A 24327-nucleotide genomic window follows, 5' to 3' on the forward strand; every position below is an offset into this window, starting at 1 on the left:
ATGTCAATGACATGCGCGCGGAGCGATCCGTCCTTCTCTCCCGCGGCCTCCATTGCTATCGTCGGGAAAAATCGGGATGAAACGACATGCAGGGCCCCGAAGACGGGCCGGCCTCGCTGGCAAGATCGCGCTCATCAGCGGCGCCACCATGAAGATCGACAACGAGCCTTACTATGAAGAGGTACTGTAGCAGTACCCGGGAGTGAGCTGACATGCGCTTGAAGGACAAGGTCGCCATCGTGGTCGGGGCCGGACAGAGCCCCGGCGAAGGCATGGGCAATGGGCGCGCCACCGCGCTGACCTTCGCGCGCGAGGGCGCAAAAGTGCTGTGCGTCGATCATCATCTGGAGTCGGCGCAGGAGACGGTCGCGATGATCGCCGCCAACAAGGGCACGGCTGCGGCCTTCAGGGCGGACGTGACCAAGGCCGCCGACATCAAGGCCATGGTCGCGGATGCGCAAGCGCGCTGGGACCGGATCGACATCCTCCATAACAATGTCGGCGTTAGCTTGTCCGGCGGCGATGCCGAACTTCTGCAACTGACCGAAGAAGCTTTTGACCGCGTCGTCGCCATCAACCTGAAGAGCTGCATCCTCGCCGCCAAGGAAGTGATCCCGATCATGCGCGCCCAGAAGAGCGGCGCGATCATCAACATCTCCTCGATGGCGGCGATCACGACTTATCCTTACGTCGCCTACAAGGCGACGAAGTCGGCGATGATCGCCTTCACCGAGCAGCTCGCCTACCAGAATGCCGAGCACGGCATCCGCGCCAATGTCATTTTGCCGGGCCTGATGAACACGCCGATGGCCGTCGATACCCGCGCCCGCGAGTGGCACAAGACCCGCGCCGAGGTCGAAGCCGAGCGCGACAGCAAGGTGCCACTGCGCAGGAAGATGGGCACGGGATGGGACGTCGCGAATGCGGCGCTGTTTTTGGCGTCGGATGAAGCGAACTTCATTACGGGCGTGACGCTGCCGGTGGATGGAGGAGCGAGCGTGAGGAGGGGCTGACGAACTCAATGCGTCGATCTTACCCTCCCCTGGAGGGGGACGGTCGGCTCACATTGAGCGCAGCGAAAATGTGAGACGGGGTGGGGTGATTCTCCTCACGAACAGTGTTCGACGCGGAGGGACCGTCACCCCACCCCGCTCGCGCTCCGCGCGATCGACCCTCCCCCTCCAGGGTAGGGCTATCGCATGTGAAAAAAAGAGCAAGCACCGTCGGCACTTGCGACGATGCATCGCTTGAACGATGCAACGTCCCTTCGCTCTTCGATTCCGTTTTGTTCTCGATACGATTCCACTGCTTCTCCTGTGGCGCGAGCGCACGGTTGAGCCAAGCCGTGGGAGAGACTCAGGAATTTCCACATGCGATAGCCCTGCCCTCCAGGGGAGGGTGAGTCCCCCCGAGATCACCAGCCATCAAACCATCTCGCACCAGTCCCGATCAGCCGCGCGATTGCGCCGCAAATCCGCTTCCAGCTCTTCGACGATGCCGTGCAGCAGGCACGCGGCGAGCGGGTCGGTGACCTCCCGCTCGAGAAGCCGGTAGCGTGCGATCCGGACTTCCTGCTCTCTCAATTGCTGTTCCGTCATGCGCGGCCTCCGGCAAATCGACGCGGAGGCAGCGGTATTGTTTCGTTACAATTTTCGAATCATTTTCTATGGTTTCTCGCCAGTTAATAAATGGCCAGCGTGAGCCTTTATCGACTGCGACACCTACCGCGACACCCGCCAGATCGTGCCGTTGCCGTCTTCCGAGATCAGCAACGCGCCATCCTTGGCGACGGCGACACCAACCGGGCGTCCCCAGACCTCGGTGTCGTTGACGACGAAGCCGGTGACAAAATCCTCGTACTCACCGGTAGGCTTGCCGTCCTTCATCCTGACGCGGATGACCTTGTAGCCGGTACGCTTGGACCTGTTCCAGGAGCCATGCTCGGCGGCGAAGGCATCGCCGCGGTATTCGGCCGGAAAGTTGTTGCCCCGGTAGAAGGTCATGCCGAGCGAAGCCGAGTGCGACTGGATCAGCACGTCGGGAATGGTGACCTTGTCCTTCAGGTCCGGCCGCGCGCCGGCGTGGCGCGGATCCTCGTTGTCGCCGATATAGTACCACGGCCAGCCGTAGAACGCGCCTTCGCGGACGCTGGTGACGTAGTCGGGCACGAGATCGTCGCCGAGGCCGTCGCGCTCGTTGGTCGAGCACCACGGTAGTCCGCTCTGCGGCTCGATGGCGAGGCCGACGCAGTTGCGGATGCCGGTCGCATAAAGCTTCCGCTCCTTTCCCTCCGGCGTGAAGGAGAGCACGGCGGCGCGCCCCGCCTCATAGCCCCAGGCCGCGCCGAGCGGCTGCGCGCGCGCCCAAGCTTCCAGCCCGCCGGGCGGCTTGCCCATGCCTTCGGCGACATTGCCGGCCGAGCCGACCGAGACCAGCATGCGCTTGTTGTCCGGCGTGAAGACGATGTCGCGCGTGGAATGACCGGAGCCCTGCGACAGGTTCGTCACGACGATCTCCGGCTTGGCCGACGCCTTGAGATCGCCGGCGCGATAGGGAAAGCGCACGACGCTCTCGGAGTTCGCGACATAGAGCCATTGCGGATTGTCGCCGTTCGGGAAAAAGGCGATGCCGAAGGGCCGACTGAGGCCACTGGCAAAGGTCTCGTCGCTTGCGACCTTTCCGCCGCCTTCGCCCGGGCGCAGCGCGCGGATGCGCCCCGATCGGGTCTCGGCCACGAAGACGTCGCCGTTCGGCGCGACGCGGACGATGCGCGGACCCGACAGGCCTTCCGCGAACAGCTCGATTTTGAATCCCGGCGGCACAAGCGGCGCGCTGCCGGCCGGCCGCGCCACGACGCGCGAGGCATTGGCCACCGACGGCGACGCACCGGGCTTTGGAAGATCCTGCGGCCGGATCAACCTGACCGTGCCAGGCTTGTCGGCCTGCCAATTGCCGAAGGCATCCTTGCCTTGCAGCACGGTGTCTGCCCACGCGTTCGAATCCGCCGTGATCAGCAAGATCGCCGCGCATCCAAGATGTGTCTTCACGGTCTCCTCCCGGCCTGCCCTTTTCGACCAACCCCGTCAGGTCCAATCGTTCAGCGATCGCGCGATGCCGAATCGAACGTCAGCCTATGCCCGCAGGATGTGCATCACCTAGTGTCATCCTGCTGGAAAATCCTCGTGATCGGTGCGACACATTGTAGGGGCGCGACCGCGGACAGCGGTCATCAAAGCTGCGGCATCAGGAGCTGCGACTGACGGGGTCATCATGTGGGGATCCATCGTATCGGAATGGGCGAGCCTGATCCTGCGCTGGCTGCATGTGGTGGCCGCGATCGCCTGGATCGGCAGCTCGTTCTATTTCATAGCCCTCGATCTGAGCCTGAAGCCGAAGAGTGACCTGCCCGATGGCGTGCAGGGCGAGGCCTGGCAGGTCCATGGCGGCGGCTTCTACCGCATCATGAAGTATCTGGTGGCGCCCGCCCAGATGCCGGAGGAGCTCACCTGGTTCAAATGGGAGGCGTACACCACCTGGCTGTCCGGCTTCGCGCTGATGGTGGTGGTCTATTATCTCGAGGCCGACTTGTTCCTGGTCGACAAGTCCATCCTCGATCTCACGCCGCTTCAGGCCGGGCTGTTCAGCTTCTGCAGCCTCGCGCTGGCCTGGCTGCTCTATGAGGCCGCCTGCCGTAGCGGGCTTGCGCAACGCGAGCTTGGCTTTGCGATCGGCGGCTACATCTTCCTGGTCGGGCTCACTTTCGCCTTCACGCATGTGCTGAGCGGACGCGGCGCCTTCAACCAGATCGGGGCGATCATCGGGACCATCATGGTCGCGAACGTCTTCACGCTGATCATCCCCAACCAGAAGAAGATCGTCGCAGCGCTGGTCGCGGGGCAATCGCCCGATCCAAAGCTCGGCAAGGCCAGCAAGGAGCGTTCGGTCCACAACAACTATCTGACGCTGCCCGTCGTCGTGCTGATGATCAGCAACCACTATCCCCTGCTCTATGCCACCCGCTTCAACTGGATCATTGTCGCGATCATTCTGGCGCTCGGGCCGGTGATCCGGCACTTCTTCAACGAACGGCATGCCGGGCGCAAATCGCCGTGGTGGGTGTGGGGCGTTGCCGCTGCCGGCATGGTCGCGATCGGCTTTCTCTCCGCTGCCGGCCCGCGCGAGGCGAAGACAGCAGCGGTCGCGACGCCGACACTCGCCAATGTCGAGGAGATCGTGATGTCCCGCTGCAGCATGTGCCATGCGGCAGAGCCGGTCTGGGCCGGCATCGTCACCGCGCCGAAGGGCATCGTGCTCGACAGCACCGATCACATCCGGCGCAACATGAGGTTGATCGGACGCGTCGCTGCATGGTCAAGCGCGATGCCGCCGGGGAACATCACGGAGATGACCGGCGAGGAGCGCGCGATCCTCGCGACCTATATTGCACAGAGCGATCGCTGATCGTCACGAGCCGCGACGCGCCTGCTCGACCTTTTGCGGAAGGATTTTGCGCAAATCCAGCCGATTTCAAAATGACTTGAGCGCCTGTCCGGCGTAGATAGGGAACCGTTCGGCCGTGTAACCCGGCCCAAGAAAGTCGATTGGAGAAGTCGAATGGATTTGACACGCCTGGAAATCAACCGCCGCACCGCCCTGCTGACGTCGGCCGCGATCGCCGCCAATGTCATCAACCCGATGCGGGCGTTTGCGCAGGAAACCCCGAAGAAAGGCGGCGTGTTCAACGTCCATTACGGCGCCGAGCAGCGCCAGCTCAATCCGAGCATCCAGGCTTCCACCGGCGTCTACATCATCAGCGGCAAGATCCAGGAAAGCCTGGTCGACCTCGATGCCGACGGCAAGCCGGTCGGCGTGCTCGCCGAGAGCTGGGAGTCCTCGACCGACGGCAAGACCATCGCCTTCAAGCTGCGCAAGGGCGTCACCTGGCACGACGGAAAACCTTTCACATCAGCGGATGTCGAGTTCACCGCGATGAACATGTGGAAGAAGATCCTCAATTACGGCTCGACGCTCCAGCTCTTCCTCACTGCCGTCGATACGCCCGATCCGCAGACTGCGGTGTTCCGCTACGAGCGGCCGATGCCGCTCAACCTGTTGCTGCGGGCGTTGCCCGACCTCGGCTACATCTCGGCAAAGCATCTCTACGAGAACGGCGACATCAGGCAGAACCCGACCAACCTTGCGCCGGTCGGCACCGGCCCGTTCAAATTCGTCAAATACGAGCGCGGCCAGTACATCATCGCCGACCGCAACCCGGACTATTGGCGGTCGAACGCGCCCTATCTCGATCGCATCGTCTGGAAGGTGATCACCGACCGCGCTGCTGCGGCGGCGCAGCTCGAGGCCGGTGAGTTGCAGTACTGCCCCTTCTCGAGCCTGACGATCTCCGACATGGCGCGGCTGGGCAAGGACAAGCGCTTCGTCGCCACGACCAAGGGCAATGAAGGCAACGCCCGCACCAACACGATCGAGTTCAACTTCCGCCGCAAGGAACTGTCCGACATCCGCGTGCGCCGCGCGATCGCGCACGCGATCGACGTGCCCTTCTTCATCGAGAATTTTTTGGGTGATTTCGCAAAACTCGGCACCGGGCCGATCCCGTCGACCTCGACCGACTTCTATCCCGGTGCGGGCACGCCGCAATATCCCTACGACAAGGCCAAGGCGGCGGCATTGCTGGACGAAGCCGGCTTCAAGGCCGGCCCCGGCGGCGCGCGCTTCTCACTCAAGCTGTTGCCCGCGCCATGGGGCGAAGACATTTCTCTGTGGTCGACCTTCATCCAGCAGTCGCTGAAGGATGTCGGCATCACGGTGGAGATCGTCCGCAATGACGGCGGCGGCTTCCTCAAGCAGGTCTATGACGAGCACGCCTTCGATCTCGCCACCGGCTGGCACCAGTACCGCAACGACCCCGCGGTCTCGACCACGGTGTGGTACCGCTCCGGCCAGCCCAAGGGCGCGCCCTGGACCAACCAATGGGGCTGGGAGGACAAGCAGGTCGACACCACCATCGACAACGCCCTGACCGAGCTCGACGCCGCCAAGCGCAAGGCGCTCTACGCGGAGTTCGTCAAGGAGGTGAACACCGAGCTGCCGGTCTGGATGCCGATCGAGCAGATTTTCGTCACCGTGATCTCGGCCAAGGCTCGCAACCACTCCAACACCCCGCGCTGGGGTTCGTCGAGCTGGCACGATCTTTGGCTTTCCGCGTGAAGCGTTTTTCGTCAAGATGATGCCATGCGCATCCTGAGCCTTGCGGGGCGGCGGCTCGCCGCCTCGATCCCGACCCTGTTCCTGATCCTGATCGGCGTCTTCCTGCTGCTGCAATTCGCGCCGGGGGACACCGTCGACGCGTTGATGGCCCAGATGGGCGGCGGCGATGCCGCAACCGCCCGTGACTTGCGAAAATTCTACGGGCTCGATGTGTCGGTCCCGATGCAGCTCGCCAATTACCTCTGGCATCTGGTGCAGCTCGATCTCGGCTTCTCCTCGATCTACGGCAAGCCGGTCGCGACCGTGATCCTGGAGCGGCTGCCGCCGACGATTCTGCTGATGACGGCGTCGCTCTCCTTCGCCTTCTTCTTCGGCCTCGTGTTCGGGGTGATTGCCTCGCGCGCCGTCAACAAATGGCCGGATACGCTGATCTCGACGCTCGGCCTGATCTTCTATGCCACGCCCTCGTTCTGGTTCGGCCTGATGGCGATCGTGGTGTTCTCGATCTATTTGCAATGGCTGCCCGCCGGCGGCTTTGAGGATATCGGCCAGGTCCAGAGCGGTTTTTGGCGCGTGATCGATATCGCACGGCACCTGATCCTGCCGACACTGACGCTGGGCCTGATCTTCCTCGCCATCTACTTGCGCATCATGCGCGCCTCGATGCTCGAGGTGCTCAATCTCGACTATGTCCGCACCGCGCGCGCAAAGGGCCTGGACGAGACGCGCGTCGTCACGGGCCATGTGCTGCGCAACGCACTGCTGCCGATGGTGACGCTGATCGGCCTCCAGGCCGGTACCATGCTCGGCGGCTCGGTCGTGGTGGAAAGCGTGTTCTCGCTGCCCGGCCTCGGGCGGCTCGCTTATGAATCCGTGGTCCAGCGCGACCTCAACACCCTGCTCGGTATCGTCTTCGTCTCCGCGCTGCTCGTGATAACAGTCAACTTCGTCGTCGACCTCCTCTACGCGCGGCTCGATCCCCGCATTTCGGCGGAGGGCTGAGATGGACGCCGCAAAGCGCTACTTCCGCAGCCCCGCCGCCGTGATCGGCCTCGTGCTGCTGCTGGTCGTGATCGCGATGGCGCTCAGCGCCGGCATCCTTTTCCCGCGCGATCCGCTCGCGCTCGCGGGACGGCCGCTGGTCTGGCCGTTCACAAATCCGCGCTTTCCGCTCGGTACCGACAATTCCGGCCGCGACATCGCCGCCCAGATTTTTTACGGCTCGCGCATTTCGCTGCTGATCGGCGGCGTCGCGACCGCGATCGCGATTGCGATCGGCACGTTGATCGGCGCCTTCGCCGGCTACTATGGTGGCTGGGTCGACAATATCCTCATGCGCATCACTGAGGCCTTCCAGACGCTGCCGAATTTCGTGCTGCTCCTGGTGTTCGTTGCCGTGTTCGGCTCGACGCTGACGACGGTGACCATTGCCATAGGAGTGGTGTGCTGGCCGGCCCCGGCACGGCTGACCCGCGCGGAATTCCTGTCGCTGCGCAACCGCGAATTCGTGCAGGCCGGCCGCACGCTCGGCATGAGGGACCTCCAGCTCATCCTCGGCGAGATCCTGCCCAACGCACTGCCGCCCGTGATCGTCTATGCCAGCGTGCTGATGGCGCTCTCGATCCTCCTGGAAAGCGCGCTCGCCTTCCTGCGCCTCTCCGATCCCAACGTCGCCTCCTGGGGCAATCTCATCGGCCTCGGGCGCGACGTGCTGCGCGTGCAGTGGTACGTCTCGGCGATTCCCGGTATCGCCATCCTCGTCACCGTGCTCGCGGTCTCCCTGGTCGGCCAGGGCCTGAACGATGCGCTCAATCCGAGGCTGAAGAGCCGATGAGTGAGGCCCCGATCCTGTCGCTCGAAGGTCTGAGCGTCCGCCTGCCCAAGGGTGCCGATCGCACACACGCACTCGACGATGTCTCTCTGTCGATCGCCTCCAACGAAATCCTCTGCGTCGTCGGCGAATCCGGCTCCGGCAAGTCGATGATGGCCAATGCCGTCATGCGGCTGCTGCCGAACGAGGTCAAAATCGAGACCGGCCGGATGATGTTCGATGGCCGCGACCTCTGCGCCGCGACACCGGCCGACATGCGCGAGGTGCGCGGCGCCGGCATCGCCATGATCTTCCAGGAGCCGATGACCGCGCTCAATCCGTTGCGCACGATCGGCGACCAGGTGGCCGAGATGTTCTCGGTGCACACAAAACTCTCCAAGGCCGAGATCAACGCCCGCGTCCTGGCCCTGCTGGCCGACGTCCGCATCCCCGATCCCAAGACGGCGGCAAAGGCCTATCCGCACGAGCTCTCCGGCGGCCAGCGCCAGCGCGCCATGATCGCCATGGCGCTCGCGCTCGATCCAAAGCTGCTGATCGCGGACGAGCCGACCACCGCGCTCGACGTCACGACGCAGGCGCAGATTTTAAAACTGATCCGCGACCTCCAGCAGCGCAAGAAGACCGCCGTCCTGTTCATCACCCACGATTTTGGCGTCGTCGCCGAGATCGCCGACCGCGTCGTGGTGATGCAGCACGGCAAGATCGTCGAGCAAGGCACGGCAGACGAGGTGCTAAAGCACCCGACGCACGCCTACACAAAACAGCTCATCGCCGCCGTGCCGCCGCTGAAGGCTCCGCCGCCGCGGCCGCTGTCGCCGGACAACATCCTCACCATCACCAATGTCTCCAAGACCTATCGCACCGGCGGGTTTCTCCGCCGTGGCGCGCGTGTTACGGCCGCAGTCAAGGACGCGACGCTCCATCTGCCGCGCGGCGCGACGCTCGGCATTGTCGGCGAATCCGGCTCCGGCAAGTCGACGCTGGCGCGCTGCATCGTGCGGCTGATCGACCCCGACAACGGCGCGATCCTGCTCGACGGCAAGGATTGGGCGAAAATGCCGCGCGACGAGGTGCGCCGCGAGACGCAGCACATCCAGATGGTGTTTCAGGATCCCTTTGCTTCGCTCAATCCGCGGCGCAAGGCGGCCGAGCTGGTCGCGCAGGGCCCGATCGTCCATGGCACGCAGCGTGCTGTCGCGATTGCAGAAGCCAAAAAGCTGTTCGAACTGGTCGGACTCGATCCCTCCGCCGGCGACCGCTTTCCGCATGAATTCTCCGGCGGCCAGCGCCAGCGCATCGGGCTCGCGCGGGCGCTCGCCCTGAAGCCGGACGTCTTGGTCGCGGACGAGCCGGTGTCGGCACTCGACGTTTCCGTGCAGGCACAGGTGCTAAAACTGCTCGGCGAGCTGCGCGAGCGGCTTGGCCTCTCCATCGTCTTCATCACCCACGATCTACGCGTTGCCGCGCAGGTCTGCGACCTCGTCGCCGTGATGAAGGAAGGCGAGATCGTCGAGCACGGGCTGGTCGCCGACGTGTTCGGCCGGCCCCAGCATCCCTACACGCAGGCGCTCATCGCCGCCGTGCCCGGCGGTGAGTTTGCCCGGGAGCACGATGCGGCGGGATGAGGTTCCTGCTACCGCGAGCGGCGCGAAGCAAGGAAATACTCCGCCCATCGCAGCAACTCGAAGCGGTCGCCCTTGACCAGCTCCTGCGCATCGCGTTGCCGGTAAAGCACCAGCATCCAGGGTGCGATCTTGCGCAACAGGCCATGGGCCACATACGTCACCGGCTCCGTGAAAGGCAGCGCCAGCTGGTTTTCCGGCACGCCCTGCACGGCCCGCGCCAATTCGCGGCCGAGCGGCATCGTCAGCGCCACGGCGCGACCGTTACAGCCGGTCCAGCCATAGGCGTTCGGGCCGAGACGATGGATGCGCGGCAGGAAGTCCGCAGTCATGCCGACATAGCCGTTCCAGACATAATCGAACGAGACATCGCCGATCTGCGGCCACAGCCGCTGCAGCCGCTCGGTCACGCGCGCCTTGATGCGCTCGACCTTGTTACCGGGACCAAGCACCGCACCGCCGGTGATGAGCCGGTTGCGCGCGTCGTAACGCGCGAAATAGAGTTCACCATGGGTATCCGACATCGCCTGCCGTCCCGGGATGATGGTCTTGCGGACGTTGTCGGACAGAGGCTGCGTCGACATCTGCCATGACAGCACCGGCATTACTTCGTGCGCAATTTCGGGCACCAGCGACTGCGCGAACTCGCCGCTATAGGCGTTGGTCGCCATGACCAGCGCGCGGCCGGAAATCTCGCCCTTGTCAGTCTTGACCAGCCAACGATCGCCGCGGCGCTCGAAGCTTGTGGCCGGCGAGCGCGCATAGATGCGCGCGCCGAGGCCGAGCACGGTGCGCGCCAGCCCACGCGCCAGAGCGAGCGGATTGATGTGACCGCCGGTCCTGTTCCAGAAGCCGCCATACCAGGCGTCCGAGCCGAGCATGTCGCGCATCTGCTCGCGCGACATGAGCTCGACCGGCGCGCCGAATTTCGACCATTGCTGCACGCGCCGTTCCGCGATTTTGATGCGCCCAGGCGAATGCACCGGCTGAACCCATCCGGCCTGCTCCCCCTCGGCGTCGATGTTGTAGCGCCGCGTCAGGTCGAACAGATAGGACGCGCTGTCGCGCAGCAGGCCGACAAAGCGTTCTCCGGCCGCGCCGTGCCGCGCAATGATATCCTCCGGATCCGGCCGGGACAGCGTCGGGATCACCTGGCCGTTGTTGCGGCCCGAGGCGCCCCAACCTGGCTCCGCGGCCTCGACGATCGCGACATCGACGCCGGCTTCACGCAAATGCAGCGCCGTCGACAAACCCGTGAAACCGCCGCCGACCACGACCACGTCGGCGGTCTGCGCACCGACGAGCTCCGGCAATTCTGGCCCCTGCGGCGTCACGGCCGCCCACAGCGAATCCGGCCAGTTCACGGGTGAAGTCTGCATCATCATTCTTCCCAGTCGTCATGAGATAGCGCATCTGCGACAGCCGCAGTTGACACCGGCTTGCAGGTGCGTTGTCGTATCTCACAGCTTAATCCATCCATTCATGCCGGGGAAAGAGATGGCACTCAAGAACGTCATTGGCATCGACCACGCCGTGGTCATGGTGAAGGACCTCGACAAGGCCGCAGACAACTACAAACGGCTCGGCTTCACGGTCTCGCCGCGCGGCACCCACAGCGCGCATATGGGATCAGGCAACTACACCATCATGTTCGATCCGGACTACATGGAATTGCTCGGTGTGCTTGCTGCGACAGAACATAATGCTCCGGCGCGCGCCTTTCTCGAAAAGCGCGGCGAAGGCATCGAGCGCATTGCGTTTACGGCGGTCGATTCCACAGCCGGCGCCGAGGAAATCCGCGCCAAGGGCTTTCCGCCGGTCGGGCCGGTCGATTTCGAACGTCCGGTGACACTGCCTGATGGCACTGTGTCGGCCGCCAAATTCCGCGTCTTCCAGTGGCCGGTCGCGGAGGCGCCGGGCGGCGTGCGCATCTTCGCCTGCCAACACAAGACGCGCGAGACGGTATGGATCCCCGAACTGATGACGCACGCCAATGCCGCGAAGCGGCTGAAGCAGGTGCTGATCGCATCGCCCGAGCCCGCGAAAGACGCCGCGCATCTGTCGCGCCTGATCGACCGCGAAACGAAAGCCGAAGCCGACGGCGCTGTCACGGTGCCCTCCGGCGGCGACCGCGCGGACTTCGTCTTCCTGACACGCGACCAGCTCGGCAAGCGTTATTCCGGCGTATCGCTCGACGGCATTCCGGAACGAGGCGGTGCGGCGCTGGTGCTCGTCAGCGGCGATCTCGCGGCCACCGAGAAGGCGCTCGGCGCGGCCGCCGTGCGCAGCGGGTCCGCAATCTGCGTGCCGCCGGCAAAGGCCAACGGCACCCTGCTGGCCTTCATTGCAGCGTAGTTGAGCTAATTCTTTAACAAGCTTTTACCCCGGCGGCTCTAGATTGGAGCCGATCAAGCCACCGGGGCCAAAGTCATGTTTAGGGAAGGCACGCCGATCGCGTATGACGCGCCGGCCGAACTGAAGAAGTGGCCCTCGCTCAAAGGCGAGCGGCTTAGGGATCGCGGCCCGCCCTATATGGTCTACAACGGCACGCTCGCCGATTGCGTCCGCGAGCTCCTTGCAAAGCCCATCAAGGGCATCTCGCTTTATGACATCATGACTAGGCCGCAGGCCGCGTTCGAGGAAGGCGTGCTCTCACCGGGCGATGCCGCCGAGATCGCGATGCGTAGGGATTTTCCGAAGGACTGATTGCACGCCTGTCGCTTCCCAGGCGCTTCGCGCTGCCAAAGACCATGACGTCGCCATGATCTTTGGGAGCGATCACGGGGTATGTAGACCTCCGGTTGCCAATCGTGGCCCGTAGCAGTAGCCTCTCCGGCAGGGAGGCATCGCAGTTCGCGCTCAGATGCAGAGCGTTGACCCGTCACTGAGCTGCCCATTGCGAAGAGCTTCCTCCAGCTGCCGGTCATGCGACCGCTTCAACGGAGGACGAAATATGTCGATCCCGAGCAAGTTCGAACGCAGCCTCCTTAGCCACGACGAATACGAGACGATCTCCCTCACGCATCATCCCGCAATCTATGATGTCGAGCCCACCAAGCTTGCGGACATGCAATCACGCCTGCGCAAGATGCGCGACAAGGAGCAAACACTCGGCCGGCAGAAGCGGCGCGAGACGCGCGGAAAGCGCGAAGCGCGCGGCGCGAGCTTCCCTGGAACCGCTGAACGACCGTCGCAGCGCAAGCAGGTCTTTGCCGCAGCACTGAAGCGGGTCAACCGGGAACTCCGGCGTCTTCACAATCTGGAAACCCGCACCGCCCATGTAGACGCGGCGCGAAAGGCTCTCGCTTTGCGTCGAGCCGCGAACTTCATTCCCTACCCGTCTGCGGGATCTGCCGGCAACGAAGGCATGGTGCCGCGCCCGAGCATGCGCCGAAGAAAGATCGTCACCGGCGCAAGAATCGGACGCGTGTCGCAGGCAACGAAAGTCGCACAAGCAAGAAGCGATACGCGAGGTGCTTGAGCTTGCGCCGATATCCCCGAAAGACTGTCGGGCTCGCGAACGCCTCGCAACTGAATCCGTAGTAGTGCGGGGCTATTCGCAGGAATCATCTGCCGTTCCATGAGGGAACAGCAAAGATCGCAGCTTCGCCGCAATCGACTCACTAAAAAGTCTCCATCACAGGTGCATTAGCCGACTGTTTACCAACAGTTAAGGCCTGCCCGGAAAATGCGATTTGTCGTCGCGGCGCTTGCCGCGTTTCTTGTTCTGATGCTCGATCTCGACGGCCCGTCCGATCAGGTCTCGATCACCTCATCCCAACTCTCCCACAGCCCTATATCGCAAGCCTTTCTGAACGCCATTTCCTTGAAGGACATGGCGCGCTTCGAAAGCGCGGAGGCTAGCGAGGAGCCCAGCGCATCATCGCAGGACGAACAGCGCGATGACGTTTCGCAAGCGACAGAACCCGAGGCTGAGCCTGCACAGGTATCTGCCCAGGAGACGTTCTGCCACGCCTTGCGCGAAGCCGCCGAGACAAGCGGAATCCCCGTGCCGTTCTTTGCGCGCCTGCTGTGGCAGGAGAGCCGCTTCCGCTCCGACGAAGTCAGCCACGCCGGTGCACAGGGCGTCGCGCAATTCATGCCGGAGACCGCCGCGGAAGTCGGGCTCGACGATCCCTTCGACCCCATGAAGGCATTACCGGCGTCCGCAAAATTGCTGAGCAAGCTGCGCGACGATTTCGGCAATCTCGGCCTTGCCGCGGCCGCCTACAACGCCGGGAGCGGCCGCATCCAGAAATGGCTGGCGAGGCAAAGCGAGTTGCCGCGCGAAACGCGCGACTATGTGCGGATCATCACGGGCACCAAGGCCGAAGACTGGACCGTGGAGTCCGACACCCTCGCGATTCGCGTCGACCTGCCCCGCGAAGCCCCGTGCGAGGGCGTCGGCGGCCTCTCCAAAACGCGGGACGTGACGTTCGTCCGGGCGTTCATCACACCGTCCATGACGGCGATCATCCGCAAGGCCGAGGCCATGCAACTGGCGACACGGTTGACGGCCAACCGCGCACGCAAGCGGCTCGTGCTGTTGCTGAAGAAGGGCAAGGCGCGCAGCATGATCGCGGCTCGCGCCGCCGGAAAGGGCGCGAAGAGCCGCCCCATCCATCTTGCCTCGCGCGCGCGCTCGTCCGGTTAACGCGACGCGATCCTCACACTGGCTTCTCGTCGTCCGTCACCGGCGATGTCACGACGAGGAAGACGAGATCGACGAGCCCGGAATTCGAGATCGCATGCTCGACGCCGGGCGGCAGGAAGATCACGTCGTGCTTGCGCACGACATGGTTCTTCCCCGCGATCTCCATCAGCCCCTCACCTTCGAGCACGTGATAAACCTGCTCCTGCACCTTGTGATGGTGGCGCGCGACATAGGCCATCGGCTGGTACATCGAGATGCGATAGTCGATGTGCCGTGAGCCGGAGTTCTCCGGCATCACCAGCGGCTTCGAAAGCGCCCCGCCAAAGTGGTTGGGAAATTCGCGCCAGGGCACTTCGGCGATGTTGCGGATGAAGGCGCCGTTGCTTTCTTGAGCCATGATCGAGCTCCGTTGCGTTTGCATCAGTTCACGAGCGCGCCGCCGTCGATATAGGCGATCGATCCCGTCGCAAATCCATTGGCCATGAAACTCACGATTTGCTGTGCGATATCCTCACCCGCGCCGACGCGCCGGACCGGCAACGAGGCCGCGATCCTGTCCAGCATCTCGCGTCGTGCCGCCTCCGGCATTGCGGCGCGGATCGGGGTATCGATCACGCCGGGCGACACGGCGTTGACGCGTACCGGCGCCAGATCGAGTGCCAGCGCGCGCGCAAGCGACTCCAGCGCGCCGTTCGCCGCGCTGATGATGGCCGAGTTCGGCCGCGGTCGCACGCTGAGAAAACCCGTGACCAGCGTCAGCGAGCCGCCCGGGCGGATATCGGCCTCGCGCGCTACGCGCCAGGCGCCCCAGAATTTCCCTTCCATTGTCGCCCGCACGTCATCCATCGCCACCGTCTTGAACGGTCCCGTCTTGAGCTGGGCCGCGGTCAGCACGACGTGATCGACTGGTCCGATGCGGCGAAACAGGTCCGCAACGCTCTGATCGCTGGTGACGTCGGCCGGAATCGCGATCACGTTCAGCCGCTCAGCCACCGCATCGAGCTTCGCCGCGTTGCGCGAGGCGATGATCACGTCGGCGCCCTGCTTCTTCGCGAGTTCAGCCGTTGCAAGGCCAATGCCGGATGAGCCTCCGACCACGACGACTTTCTTGCCAGCAAGCATCATCTTGTATTCCCCGAGCTCATATCCGTTGATTTGGGCGAGCCAGTCTCAGCCCGGTTGAAAGCGCGTGCCGATGCTGGCCTTGCTCTGGCCGAGGCCCGGCAATTCCCACACGCCGGCACCGGCGGGATTGACATCAGCGGCAATGTCGACGTCGATCAGATACGGCTTGTTGGCGGCGATACCCTTCCGAATCGCCTCGCCGATGTCGCCGGCGCGATCGACCCGCACGCCCTCGACGCCGCAGGAGCGCGCCATCGCCGCGAAATCCGGATTGTACCGCTCGCCTGTCTCCGGGTGCTTGAAATCGGTCGCAAGTTCGCGCCCGCCGAGATAGCCGCGCTGCAGGCCGCGGATCGACGCATAGGCGTAGTTGTTCCAGACCACCCAGACCACAGGCAGATTGTATTCGACCGCGGTGCCCAGCACGTTGGCGTGCATGAAGAACGCGCCATCACCGCACACCGACACGCAGGGACGATCGGGCGCTGCGAATTTCGCGCCCATCACGCCGGCGACGCCAAAGCCCATCGGACCAAAGCCCATCGAGCCGATCAGCGAGTCCGGCCGCTTCGGCTTGCAGAAGCCGAGCAGCCAGTTGTGGTGCACGCCGATGTCGGAGACGAGGATGGTGTCCTCCGGCAGCGCCTTGTCGATCTCGACGGCGGCGCGCTGCGGATTGATCGGCGTGGAGTCGTCGGAAAAGCCTGGTGCGACGAACTTGTCCCACTCCTTGCGGTAACCATCGATCTGCGCCAGCCACTTCTTGCGCGCGTCTTCCTTCTTGCCGAGGCTGTCGCGGCGATCGAGTTCGGCATGAACCTGGCGCAGGAAGGTGCGGACATCGGCCATCAGGCCGAGCGCGACCGGATAGTTGCGGCCGATTTCCTCGGGATCGATATCGACGTGGATCAGTCTCGTCGGCGGGATAGTGAAGGAATAGCCGGGAATCCACGAGCTCGAGGTGCGATCGTCGAAGCGCACGCCGAGCGCGAGCAGCACATCGGCCTGCCGTGTCGCGTGGTTGGCCTGATAGTGTCCGGCGCGCGCGACAAGCCCGAGCGCGAGCGGATGGTTGACGTCGAGCGCGCCGAGGCCGGAGGCCGATGCCGCAACCGGGATCTGCAGCCGCTCGGCGAGCCGCCGCAACTCTTCGGCCGCGCCGCCGTAACGCACGCCCTGCCCGACCAGCATCACCGGTCGCTCGGCCGCGAGCAGCATGTCGACCGCCTTCACGACGCCTTCGGGATCGGCGCCGCAGCGGCTGGAAATGTTCGCATTCCATTCGATCGCCTTCGGCGCTTCCTCCGCGGCCGGTTCCATGAAGACGTCGAAGGGCACGTCGACTACGACCGGCCCGGGCCGTCCCGTGATCATGGTCTTCCAGGCTTGCCGCACCGCGAGCGGCACCATCTCGCCGCGCGTCGGCTGAAACACTTTTTTGCAGATCGAGCGCACGGTCGAGGGGAAGTCGGCCTGGTAGTGCCGGTACATCTCCTGGAACGCGCCGCGATTGAACTGGCTGGTCGGCACGTTGCCAGTGATCGCCATGAACGGCACGGAATCGAGATAGGCGTTGGCGAGCGAGATCGGCAGGTTCGCCGAGCCCGGACCGCAGGATGTGAAGGTCGCGGTCGGCCGGCCGGAGACGCGATAGTAGACGTCGGCCATGAAGCCGGCGACGCTCTCATGGTGCACGGAGATGGTCTTGATATCGGACGAACGCTCGTACAGCGCGTCGATGAGCTGGATATTGCCGTGGCCGCACAGGCCGAACACCTGCGGCACCTTCTCCTGGATCAGATAGTCGACAATGACCTGCGCGCCATTGAGCATGTTTCGCGACATCAACTCGTCTCCCTGCGGCCCGGCGACTTCTTATGCGCCGATGCGAAAGAGCGCGGCAGGTCGCCAATTGAGCCGCGGGCACCCTATTTCTCATAATGCTGTACGTCAATTTATATTGTGATACGCTATCTCGAAGACTTTGCGCAAAGAGCGACTCCTGCGGCGCGCCCTGCGCATGATACGTTCAACAGCTCACGCCACGCGGATTCGCCACAGGGGGCCTTTTCCTTGAGATCGCGCACCAAGACCAAGACAAGCGACAAGCCGAGTGAGAAGACCGGAGAGAAGCCGGCGGCCGCACGCAAAGCCGCGATCGCCGAACTTGTCCCGCAAGCCGGTCAGGACGATGACCCCGAGGATCGGCAGCGCGGCGGCGGCGTCCAGTCGCTCGGCCGTGCTTTCTCCATTCTCGAAGAGGTGGCGCGGCATCGCGAGGGCATCGGTCTTGCCGAACTCAGCAAGCTCGTCGGCCTGCATAATTCGACGACCTTTCACCTCGCGAAGACGCTGGTGTCACTCGGCTATCTCCGCCAGGAGAAAGACAACAAGCGCTACCGCGTCGGCCGGCCACTGTTTGCACTTGCGGCCAGCGCGCTCGACGAGATCGAGATGGTGAATGTCGCGACCCCTGTGCTCGAGGATCTCTCGCGCGAGACCGGCGAAAGCGGCCATTTTGCGGTGCGCATGGGCGATGCCGTCGTCGTCATCGCGCGCACCAGCGGACCCGGTGCGTTTCAACTGACCGACCGCGTCGGCGTGGTGCGTCCCGCCCATTGCACAGCGCTGGGCAAGATCATCCTGGCTTCGCTTCGCCCCGAACAACTCAAGCGCTTCATCGATCGCGCCGAGCTAAAGCCGTCGACGCCAAAATCCATCACCGATGCCGGCGTGTTGACGCGCGAGATCGCCGAGGTGCAACGCACCGGCGTAGCCTTCGACGATGGCGAGTTCAATCCCGAAGTCCGCTGCGTCGCGGTGCCCGTCACCGATTTCACCGGCAAGGTGATCGGCGCGCTCGGCATTTCCGGCCCGATCTGGCGGCTGTCGAACCAGGCACTGCATGCAAGCGCGCAGGTCGTGCAGGCCGCGGCAAACCGCCTCTCCGCCGAATTCGGCGCCAAGCCCGTCGCCTCCAAGGCAGTTGCGAAAAAGGTCTGAGCCGCACGCAAGCGGCGATTTTGCCGGTTGACACCGGCAATGGCGTTCGGGATTATCCTCCAGCATTAGAAAAGTGCCTCTCACAATATCGCATATTGAAGAGAGACCACGATGCACCCGGGAGGAAACACTAGATGACCCGCACCAGCCGACGAACTTTGTTGAAGGGGGGCGCGGCTTTCGCCGGCGCTTCAGCGCTCGGATTTCCCGCGATCGTCAGCGCACAGGCGGAGAAGATCCGGATCGGGCATCTGACGCCGCTCACCGGATTTCTCGGCGTGATCGGCTCTTACGCGCAGCTTGGGGTGAAGCTTGCCGCGGAGGAGATCAATGCGGCCGGCGGCATCATGGGCAAGCAGATCGACCTGTTGTCGGAAGACTCGATCAACCCGGCGACCGCCGCGACCAAGGCGCAGCGCATGATCGAGCAGGATGGCGCGGTCGTGCTGCTCGGCGAGATCTCGTCGGCGTCCTCGCTGACCATCATGCAGGTCGCCGAGCGCAACAAGAAGGTGTTCTTCTCGACCGGCGCACGCTCCGACGCGCTGCGCGGCAAGAATTGCAACAAATACTCGTTCCACTGCGACATCCCGAACACGGTGATGGTCAACGCGGTCGGCACGGCGCTGTCGCAGAAGGGCATGGTGAAGGGCAAAAAATTCTTCACGCTGACTGCCGACTACATCTTCGGTCATGACCTCCTGAAGGCCGCAAAAGCCTTCTTCGGCACGCATGATGCGACGCTGATCGGCGATGAGTTGATCGCGACTGACGTGACCGATTTCAGCCCGTATCTGCTCAAAGTGCGGCAGGCGAAACCCGATGTCGTGTGCTGCAACCTCGCCGGCAACCAGGTCACCAACCTCGTCAAGCAGTATGCGGAGTTCGGCTTCCCCTATCCGCTGGTCGGCTTCAACCTCAACACCGGCGACGCCTGGGCGGCGGGTGCCGGCAATCTCAGCGGCACCTGGCCGACGGTCTGGTATCACACGTTGGACAATCCGGCCTCGAAAGCGTTCGTCGCCGCCTTCACCAAAAAATACGGAAAGCCGCCGGAGAACCACGCCTGGATCGACTACGTCACGCTGAAACTCTTGGCCGAAGCGATCAACACGACGAAATCGACCGACAGCGGCGAGCTGATCGGCTATTTCGAGAAGCAGGCGCAGTTCGACATTGGCAAGGCGCGAAAGGCCTATTTCCGCTCCTGGGATCACCAGCTCGTGCAGGAGGCCTATCCCTTCACAGTGAAGCCAAAAGACCAGATGAAGGACCAATGGGACATGCTGGTGCTCGGTGACGCCGTGCCCGTTCCGAACGAACCGCTGGAGTCGATCTATCCGACGAGGGAACAGAACCCCTGCGAGATGAAGGCCTGAAGCCGCGCCTTTCGCGCGGGTAACGGACCCCAGATGCAATTCGCGTTCTTGCTGGAACAGGTGGTGAATGGCCTCGTGCTCGGCGGCTATTACCTCCTCATCGCGCTCGGGCTGTCGCTGATCTTCTCGGTCGGCGGCATCGTCAACCTCGCGCATGGCGCCTTCTACGCGCTCGGGGCCTATGTCTTCGTCGAGATCGTCCGCTATACGGGCTTTGGTGCTGCGGTCATCGTCTCGCCGATCGCGGTCGCCCTGCTCGGCATCCTCTTTGAGCGCTTCATCCTGCGCCGCTTCTACACCGCCGATCCGATTTTGAGCCTGCTCGTCACTTTCGGGCTGGCAATGGTCGCAGAACAAGCGATCCGCATGATCTGGGGCGCGGCGCCGGTGTCGGCCGAGATCCCGCAAAGTTTGCGCGGCTCGATCTTCGTCGGCGATTTCCTGTTCTCGCGCTATCGCCTGCTGATCCTGGCGGTCGTCGCCGCCGTGCTGGTCGGGGTCTGGCTGCTGCTGCACAAGACCTCATTCGGACGCGTGGTGCGCGCCGGCATCCAGCGGCCCGACATGGTCGCAGCACTCGGCATCCGCCTGCAGCCCTACATGACCGCGATCGTGATGCTCGGTGTCGGCATGGCCGCGCTCGGCGGCGCGTTCTTCGCACCGATCACGACGGTGCACCCCGCGATGGGCGCCGACATCATGACGGTCGCCTTCGTCGTCGTCGTGATCGGCGGGCTCGGCAGCTTTTGGGGCGTGATCATCGCCGCGCTCCTCGTCGGCGTCATCAGAGGCATTGCCATCCATTTCGAGCCGGCGGCCGGCGAAGCCTCGATCTACATTTTGATGTTTCTGGTGCTGCTGGTGCGCCCGCGCGGCCTGCTCGGCGAACGCATCGAGAAATTTGAATGAAACGCGCCTCCGCTATCGACAAGCTCAAGCCGCTGCTGATCGCGGCGGCAGCGGTGATCGCCCTGCCCTTCGTGCTGCGCGCGCTCGGCTTGTCCTTGAACACCGGGACCTGGGTGGTCGGGCTTGCGATCGCAACCATGGGGCTCAATCTCTGCATTGGCTATACCGGCCTCGTCTCCTTCGGCCACAGCACCTGGTTCGGCGTCGGCGCCTATGCGGCGGGCTTGATCCAGCTCCGCTATTTTCCGGGCCAAATCTGGCTGCCGCTGCTGCTCTCGACCGTCGTGGTCGCGGCGAGCTCGACCGTGATCGGCATGCTGATCCTGCGCCGTCGCGGCGTCTATTTTTCGCTGCTGACGCTGGCGCTGGCCGCGCTCGTCTACACCACCGCGTTCCGCTGGACGAGCCTGACCGGCGGCGAAGACGGCCTCGGCGGGTTGAAGCGCGGCCATGTCGGACCGTTCGATCTGGACAATGCGCTCGCCTACTACGTCGTCGTCGCGGTGATCGCGCTCGCCGTGCTCTATGTGCTGCTGCGGCTGGTGCGCGCGCCGTTCGGCCATGTGCTGGTCGCGATCCGCGAGAACCAGCTCCGCGCGACGTTTCAGGGCTATCCGGTCGAGCGCTACAAGCTCGCGGTGTTCGTGATCTCGGCGGTCGTGACCGGGATCGCCGGCGCGCTGATCGGCTTCCTCAACTATCTGGTCTCGGCCGAGGCCGTCTCGGTGCCGTTCGCCGGCGAGCTGCTCGCGATGGTCGTGATCGGCGGCATGCGCAGCATGCTGGGGCCCGCGCTGGGGGCGCTGTTCTTCATCCTGTTCCGCGAGCTGTTCTCGATCTGGACGTCGAACTGGCTGTTCTGGTTCGGAATCACCTTTGTTGCCTTCGTGATGTACTCGCCAAATGGGCTCGTCGGCATCGGCGCGCTGGTCATGCGCCGCTTCCGCCCTGCGCCGGAAGAAACGGCGGCCATGAGCCGGCGCAAGATCTATGAGGGCCTGCCGTTGCCTGCCTTCCTGCGGCCGAAGGCGCTGACGGGCACCGTGCTCGAGGTCAGCGGCGTCTCAAAAAAGTTCGGCGGCATCCGCGCCGTGCACGATGCGAGCATCACGGTCGGTGCAGGCGAGATCCACGCGCTGATCGGGCCGAACGGCGCCGGCAAGACCACGCTGTTCAACCTCGTCTCCGGCCTCTACCCGCCCGACCAGGGCACGATCCGCCTCAACGGCAAGAGCATTGCGGGCGTGCCGTCGGACCTGATCTGCCACCAGGGGCTGGCGCGCTCGTTCCAGATCACCAACCTGTTTCGCGGGCTTACCATCTACGAGAATTTGCGGCTGTCGCTGCAGGCGCGCCGGGCGATGCGCTTCAACATCTGGAACGATATCGACGCCTATAGCGAGATCCACGCCGAGACCGCCGAACTGGTCAAATTCCTTGGCCTCGAAGGCATCGAGGAGATCGAGGGCGGCGAGCTGTCCTATGGCGGGCAGCGGCTGGTCGATCTCGGCATTGCGCTCGGCTCGAAACCGCAGGTGTTGCTGCTCGACGAACCGCTCGCGGGGCTGGCTGCTGCCGAGCGCGAGCGCGTCTCCAACCTCGTCAAGAACATCGCGGCCAATATTCCGGTACTGATCGTCGAGCACGACATCGACCGCGTGCTCGGCTTCTCGCAAACCGTCACCGTGATGAACCAGGGCGAGGTGCTGATGTCGGACTGCCCGAAGGCGGTGCGATCAGACATCCGCGTGCAGGAGATCTATACCGGCAAGGGCATCCCCGCTGTCGAGCATCAGCGCAGCGCGGAGCAGGCGGCGACGGCTGCCGAGGTCTTGCGCTTCGAGCACGTCAACACCTTCTACGGCAAAAGCCACATCCTCAACGACGCCTCGCTCGACGTCCGCGACGGCGAGATCGTCGCGCTGCTCGGCCGCAACGGCGCCGGCAAGTCGACGCTCCTCAAGACGATTGCCGGCCTGGTGCCTGCGCAATCGGGCCAGATCGACTATCGCGGCACGAACATCGCGCAGCTCGCAGCGCCGGATATCGCGCGCCGCGGCATCGGCTATGTGCCGCAGGGCCGCGGCCTGTTCGCGGGCATGACGGTGCGGGAGAACCTCGCGCTCGGCCGGCTCGCCCGCAAGACCGACGGCAGCGACGGCGTGGTCTGGGACGAGGAGCGCATCCTCAACACCTTTCCGCGGCTGAAGGAGCGCATGAACGTCGCGGCCGATTATCTCTCCGGCGGCGAGCAGCAGATGGTTGCGGTCGCGCGTGCGATGTCGGGCAATGTCCGCCTGCTGCTGCTCGACGAGCCGTTTGAGGGCCTCGCGCCGGCCGTGACGCTCGAGCTGTTCAAAGTGTTCGACCAGCTCCGGCGGCACATGTCGATCGTGATCGTCGAGCACAATCTCGACCTCGTGCTCGCGCTTGCCGACCGCGTCTTCGCGCTGGAGCGCGGCGCGGTGTTCCACCAGGGCCCAGCCGCGCCGCTGCTCACCGACCTCAACTACCGCAAGCAGATCCTCTGGCTGTAGCGACGGCCGCGGGCTCTCCGGCCAAAGCATCGAAACAACCCCATGCACAGTAGCCAATGAGGCGGCGCGCAAAGTTTTGCGGATTTTGCGAATTCCACTTGACACGTCGGGCAAATCGGGTGCATTCTGCCAGCATCGCACGATCCGTATGGCGCTTCCCGCGTCACGGTGATCGCTTGATGCGATCGCACGCGAAAATCCACATCGATAGTTGACGTTACGCCGGTTCGCTGCAGCACGCGGTTCGCCTTGGGTGGTTGTGCCCTGGCGATCGCCGCCTCGCGCCTGCACGGCCAAACCCCAAGGACAAAACACATGGAAAGGACACCGACATGACCACAGCTTCCGTCCTCAACGCCGCGGCTGCGACGACCCTGCCCGATCGAACCACGGCAAGTGAGGTCCCGCAGATCAGATTTTCGTCGCGCGGATTTGCGATCGACCATCCGGATGCGGAGGCCGGCGAGCGGCTGATGATGGAGGCGCTCGGGGTCCCTGACCGCGAAGCGATGCATGGCATCCTCACGCAGTTGGTCAAGGCCAGCGTCAAAGGGCGAAAGCCCGACAAGACCGACCTCGCCATGATGATTTCGATGGTGAAGAGCATCCAACCGAGGGATGCCATCGAGGCCATGCTGGTGGCGCAGATGGTCTGCGTGCACGTCACGGCGATGCGAAGCGCCTATCGCCTCGCAGGCGCCGACGAGATCGCGCCGCAAGACAGCGCCGCGCGCGCCTTGAGCCGGCTGGTCCGCACGTTCCCGGCCCAGGTCGAGGCGCTCACGCGTTACAGGAACAACGGCGAGCCCGCCATCACCGTGCAAAACCTGTCGGTGCAGGACGGCGGCAAGGCCATCGTCGGCAATGTCACGCAGCATGCGCGCGTGATCGTTGCGGAGACGAGCGCGCGCGCCGCGCTGACGGATGCAGGACATATCCCGATGTCCGTTGCCCGCGACCGGGAGCACGAAGCAGCGCACGCAGGTCGAGACGACCATGCATGAGCACGCATACGCGCAACACCGGCCCAATGCGG

21 protein-coding genes are annotated in these 24327 nt (G+C 64.1%); 15 read left to right on the forward strand and 6 right to left on the reverse strand.

Annotated features, from left to right (window positions below; all coding sequences use genetic code 11):
* The first annotated feature begins 212 nt into the window (after nt 1-212).
* Complete coding sequence (locus tag KUF59_RS30965; protein ID WP_212455974.1) at nt 213-1013, forward strand: SDR family NAD(P)-dependent oxidoreductase; 801 nt, start codon at nt 213-215, stop codon at nt 1011-1013.
* Nucleotides 1014-1424: 411 nt separating this feature from the next.
* Here KUF59_RS30965 and KUF59_RS30970 read toward each other — a convergent pair whose 3' ends face one another.
* Both KUF59_RS30970 and KUF59_RS30975 read right to left on the reverse strand, forming a co-directional pair.
* Nucleotides 1425-1598: a hypothetical protein gene (locus KUF59_RS30970; protein ID WP_212455975.1), complete on the reverse strand. Its 174-nt coding sequence runs from the start codon at nt 1596-1598 to the stop codon at nt 1425-1427.
* A gap of 123 nt (nt 1599-1721) precedes the next feature.
* Nucleotides 1722-3047 (reverse strand): PQQ-dependent sugar dehydrogenase, encoded by a 1326-nt coding sequence (locus KUF59_RS30975; RefSeq protein ID WP_212455976.1) that lies wholly within the window; start codon nt 3045-3047, stop codon nt 1722-1724.
* A gap of 223 nt (nt 3048-3270) precedes the next feature.
* Between KUF59_RS30975 and KUF59_RS30980 the strand changes: the two genes are divergently transcribed.
* From KUF59_RS30980 to KUF59_RS31000, 5 genes are all read left to right on the forward strand, one after another.
* Nucleotides 3271-4461: a urate hydroxylase PuuD gene (locus tag KUF59_RS30980; protein ID WP_212455977.1), complete on the forward strand. Its 1191-nt coding sequence runs from the start codon at nt 3271-3273 to the stop codon at nt 4459-4461.
* A gap of 153 nt (nt 4462-4614) precedes the next feature.
* Nucleotides 4615-6231: an ABC transporter substrate-binding protein gene (locus KUF59_RS30985; RefSeq protein WP_212455978.1), complete on the forward strand. Its 1617-nt coding sequence runs from the start codon at nt 4615-4617 to the stop codon at nt 6229-6231.
* 24 nt (nt 6232-6255) lie between these two features.
* The gene (locus tag KUF59_RS30990) at nt 6256-7233 is read left to right on the forward strand and encodes an ABC transporter permease (protein ID WP_212455979.1); all 978 of its coding nucleotides are present in this window, start codon (nt 6256-6258) and stop codon (nt 7231-7233) included.
* 1 nt (nt 7234) lies between these two features.
* The gene (locus tag KUF59_RS30995) at nt 7235-8065 is read left to right on the forward strand and encodes an ABC transporter permease (RefSeq protein ID WP_212455980.1); all 831 of its coding nucleotides are present in this window, start codon (nt 7235-7237) and stop codon (nt 8063-8065) included.
* Complete coding sequence (locus tag KUF59_RS31000; RefSeq protein ID WP_212455981.1) at nt 8062-9687, forward strand: ABC transporter ATP-binding protein; 1626 nt, start codon at nt 8062-8064, stop codon at nt 9685-9687. The genes KUF59_RS30995 and KUF59_RS31000 overlap by 4 nt, the downstream gene beginning before the upstream one ends.
* A gap of 8 nt (nt 9688-9695) precedes the next feature.
* Here the strand turns inward: KUF59_RS31000 and KUF59_RS31005 are convergent, their stop codons facing one another.
* Nucleotides 9696-11063 carry an NAD(P)/FAD-dependent oxidoreductase gene (locus KUF59_RS31005; protein ID WP_212455982.1) on the reverse strand — a complete coding sequence of 456 codons (1368 nt, stop codon included), beginning with the start codon at nt 11061-11063 and terminating at the stop codon, nt 9696-9698.
* A gap of 118 nt (nt 11064-11181) precedes the next feature.
* On the opposite strand from KUF59_RS31005, the gene KUF59_RS31010 reads away from it, so the two are divergent.
* The 4 genes from KUF59_RS31010 (at nt 11182) to KUF59_RS31025 (ending at nt 14338) form a co-directional block, all read left to right on the forward strand.
* Nucleotides 11182-12039 (forward strand): VOC family protein, encoded by an 858-nt coding sequence (locus KUF59_RS31010; RefSeq protein WP_212455983.1) that lies wholly within the window; start codon nt 11182-11184, stop codon nt 12037-12039.
* Between the two features lie 75 nt (nt 12040-12114).
* Nucleotides 12115-12390: a hypothetical protein gene (locus KUF59_RS31015; protein ID WP_212455984.1), complete on the forward strand. Its 276-nt coding sequence runs from the start codon at nt 12115-12117 to the stop codon at nt 12388-12390.
* Between the two features lie 247 nt (nt 12391-12637).
* Entirely contained in the window at nt 12638-13165 is a 528-nt protein-coding gene (locus KUF59_RS31020; RefSeq protein ID WP_212455985.1) for a hypothetical protein, read from the forward strand.
* Between the two features lie 207 nt (nt 13166-13372).
* On the forward strand, nt 13373-14338 hold the full coding sequence (locus tag KUF59_RS31025) for a lytic transglycosylase domain-containing protein (protein WP_212455986.1): 966 nt from the start codon (nt 13373-13375) through the stop codon (nt 14336-14338).
* Nucleotides 14339-14351: 13 nt separating this feature from the next.
* Here KUF59_RS31025 and KUF59_RS31030 read toward each other — a convergent pair whose 3' ends face one another.
* Genes KUF59_RS31030 through KUF59_RS31040 form a run of 3 tightly spaced genes read right to left on the reverse strand, consistent with a single transcriptional unit; the run spans nt 14352 to nt 17308 of the window.
* A complete protein-coding gene (locus KUF59_RS31030) occupies nt 14352-14735 on the reverse strand; it encodes a cupin domain-containing protein (protein ID WP_212455987.1) in 384 nt (127 codons plus the stop codon).
* 23 nt (nt 14736-14758) lie between these two features.
* Entirely contained in the window at nt 14759-15463 is a 705-nt protein-coding gene (locus KUF59_RS31035) for an SDR family oxidoreductase (protein ID WP_212455988.1), read from the reverse strand.
* A 45-nt stretch (nt 15464-15508) separates the two neighbouring features.
* Complete coding sequence (locus KUF59_RS31040) at nt 15509-17308, reverse strand: thiamine pyrophosphate-binding protein (RefSeq protein WP_212455989.1); 1800 nt, start codon at nt 17306-17308, stop codon at nt 15509-15511.
* A gap of 228 nt (nt 17309-17536) precedes the next feature.
* On the opposite strand from KUF59_RS31040, the gene KUF59_RS31045 reads away from it, so the two are divergent.
* The 5 genes from KUF59_RS31045 to KUF59_RS31065 all read left to right on the forward strand — a co-directional run bounded on the left by KUF59_RS31045 (nt 17537) and on the right by KUF59_RS31065 (nt 24295).
* Nucleotides 17537-18466 carry an IclR family transcriptional regulator gene (locus KUF59_RS31045; protein WP_212455990.1) on the forward strand — a complete coding sequence of 310 codons (930 nt, stop codon included), beginning with the start codon at nt 17537-17539 and terminating at the stop codon, nt 18464-18466.
* A 134-nt stretch (nt 18467-18600) separates the two neighbouring features.
* A complete protein-coding gene (locus tag KUF59_RS31050; RefSeq protein ID WP_258767306.1) occupies nt 18601-19845 on the forward strand; it encodes an ABC transporter substrate-binding protein in 1245 nt (414 codons plus the stop codon).
* Nucleotides 19846-19878: 33 nt separating this feature from the next.
* On the forward strand, nt 19879-20754 hold the full coding sequence (locus tag KUF59_RS31055) for a branched-chain amino acid ABC transporter permease (protein ID WP_212455992.1): 876 nt from the start codon (nt 19879-19881) through the stop codon (nt 20752-20754).
* Nucleotides 20751-23291 carry a branched-chain amino acid ABC transporter ATP-binding protein/permease gene (locus KUF59_RS31060; protein WP_212455993.1) on the forward strand — a complete coding sequence of 847 codons (2541 nt, stop codon included), beginning with the start codon at nt 20751-20753 and terminating at the stop codon, nt 23289-23291. Before KUF59_RS31055 ends, KUF59_RS31060 begins: the two co-directional genes overlap by 4 nt.
* Before the next feature lie 332 nt (nt 23292-23623).
* Entirely contained in the window at nt 23624-24295 is a 672-nt protein-coding gene (locus KUF59_RS31065; RefSeq protein ID WP_249139998.1) for a hypothetical protein, read from the forward strand.
* Nucleotides 24296-24327: the final 32 nt, after the last annotated feature.

Source organism: Bradyrhizobium arachidis (genome assembly GCF_024758505.1).
Lineage (GTDB): Bacteria > Pseudomonadota > Alphaproteobacteria > Rhizobiales > Xanthobacteraceae > Bradyrhizobium > Bradyrhizobium manausense_C.

Coding starts and splice junctions, on each gene's coding strand:
- KUF59_RS30965 (WP_212455974.1), top strand. CDS start 213: ATGCGCTTGAAGGACAAGGTCGCCATCGTGGTCGGGGCCGGACAGAGC.
- KUF59_RS30970 (WP_212455975.1), bottom strand. CDS start 1,598: ATGACGGAACAGCAATTGAGAGAGCAGGAAGTCCGGATCGCACGCTAC.
- KUF59_RS30980 (WP_212455977.1), top strand. CDS start 3,271: ATGTGGGGATCCATCGTATCGGAATGGGCGAGCCTGATCCTGCGCTGG.
- KUF59_RS30985 (WP_212455978.1), top strand. CDS start 4,615: ATGGATTTGACACGCCTGGAAATCAACCGCCGCACCGCCCTGCTGACG.
- KUF59_RS30990 (WP_212455979.1), top strand. CDS start 6,256: ATGCGCATCCTGAGCCTTGCGGGGCGGCGGCTCGCCGCCTCGATCCCG.
- KUF59_RS30995 (WP_212455980.1), top strand. CDS start 7,235: ATGGACGCCGCAAAGCGCTACTTCCGCAGCCCCGCCGCCGTGATCGGC.
- KUF59_RS31000 (WP_212455981.1), top strand. CDS start 8,062: ATGAGTGAGGCCCCGATCCTGTCGCTCGAAGGTCTGAGCGTCCGCCTG.
- KUF59_RS31005 (WP_212455982.1), bottom strand. CDS start 11,063: ATGCAGACTTCACCCGTGAACTGGCCGGATTCGCTGTGGGCGGCCGTG.
- KUF59_RS31010 (WP_212455983.1), top strand. CDS start 11,182: ATGGCACTCAAGAACGTCATTGGCATCGACCACGCCGTGGTCATGGTG.
- KUF59_RS31015 (WP_212455984.1), top strand. CDS start 12,115: ATGTTTAGGGAAGGCACGCCGATCGCGTATGACGCGCCGGCCGAACTG.
- KUF59_RS31020 (WP_212455985.1), top strand. CDS start 12,638: ATGTCGATCCCGAGCAAGTTCGAACGCAGCCTCCTTAGCCACGACGAA.
- KUF59_RS31025 (WP_212455986.1), top strand. CDS start 13,373: ATGCGATTTGTCGTCGCGGCGCTTGCCGCGTTTCTTGTTCTGATGCTC.
- KUF59_RS31030 (WP_212455987.1), bottom strand. CDS start 14,735: ATGGCTCAAGAAAGCAACGGCGCCTTCATCCGCAACATCGCCGAAGTG.
- KUF59_RS31035 (WP_212455988.1), bottom strand. CDS start 15,463: ATGATGCTTGCTGGCAAGAAAGTCGTCGTGGTCGGAGGCTCATCCGGC.
- KUF59_RS31040 (WP_212455989.1), bottom strand. CDS start 17,308: ATGTCGCGAAACATGCTCAATGGCGCGCAGGTCATTGTCGACTATCTG.
- KUF59_RS31050 (WP_258767306.1), top strand. CDS start 18,601: ATGACCCGCACCAGCCGACGAACTTTGTTGAAGGGGGGCGCGGCTTTC.
- KUF59_RS31055 (WP_212455992.1), top strand. CDS start 19,879: ATGCAATTCGCGTTCTTGCTGGAACAGGTGGTGAATGGCCTCGTGCTC.
- KUF59_RS31060 (WP_212455993.1), top strand. CDS start 20,751: ATGAAACGCGCCTCCGCTATCGACAAGCTCAAGCCGCTGCTGATCGCG.
- KUF59_RS31065 (WP_249139998.1), top strand. CDS start 23,624: ATGACCACAGCTTCCGTCCTCAACGCCGCGGCTGCGACGACCCTGCCC.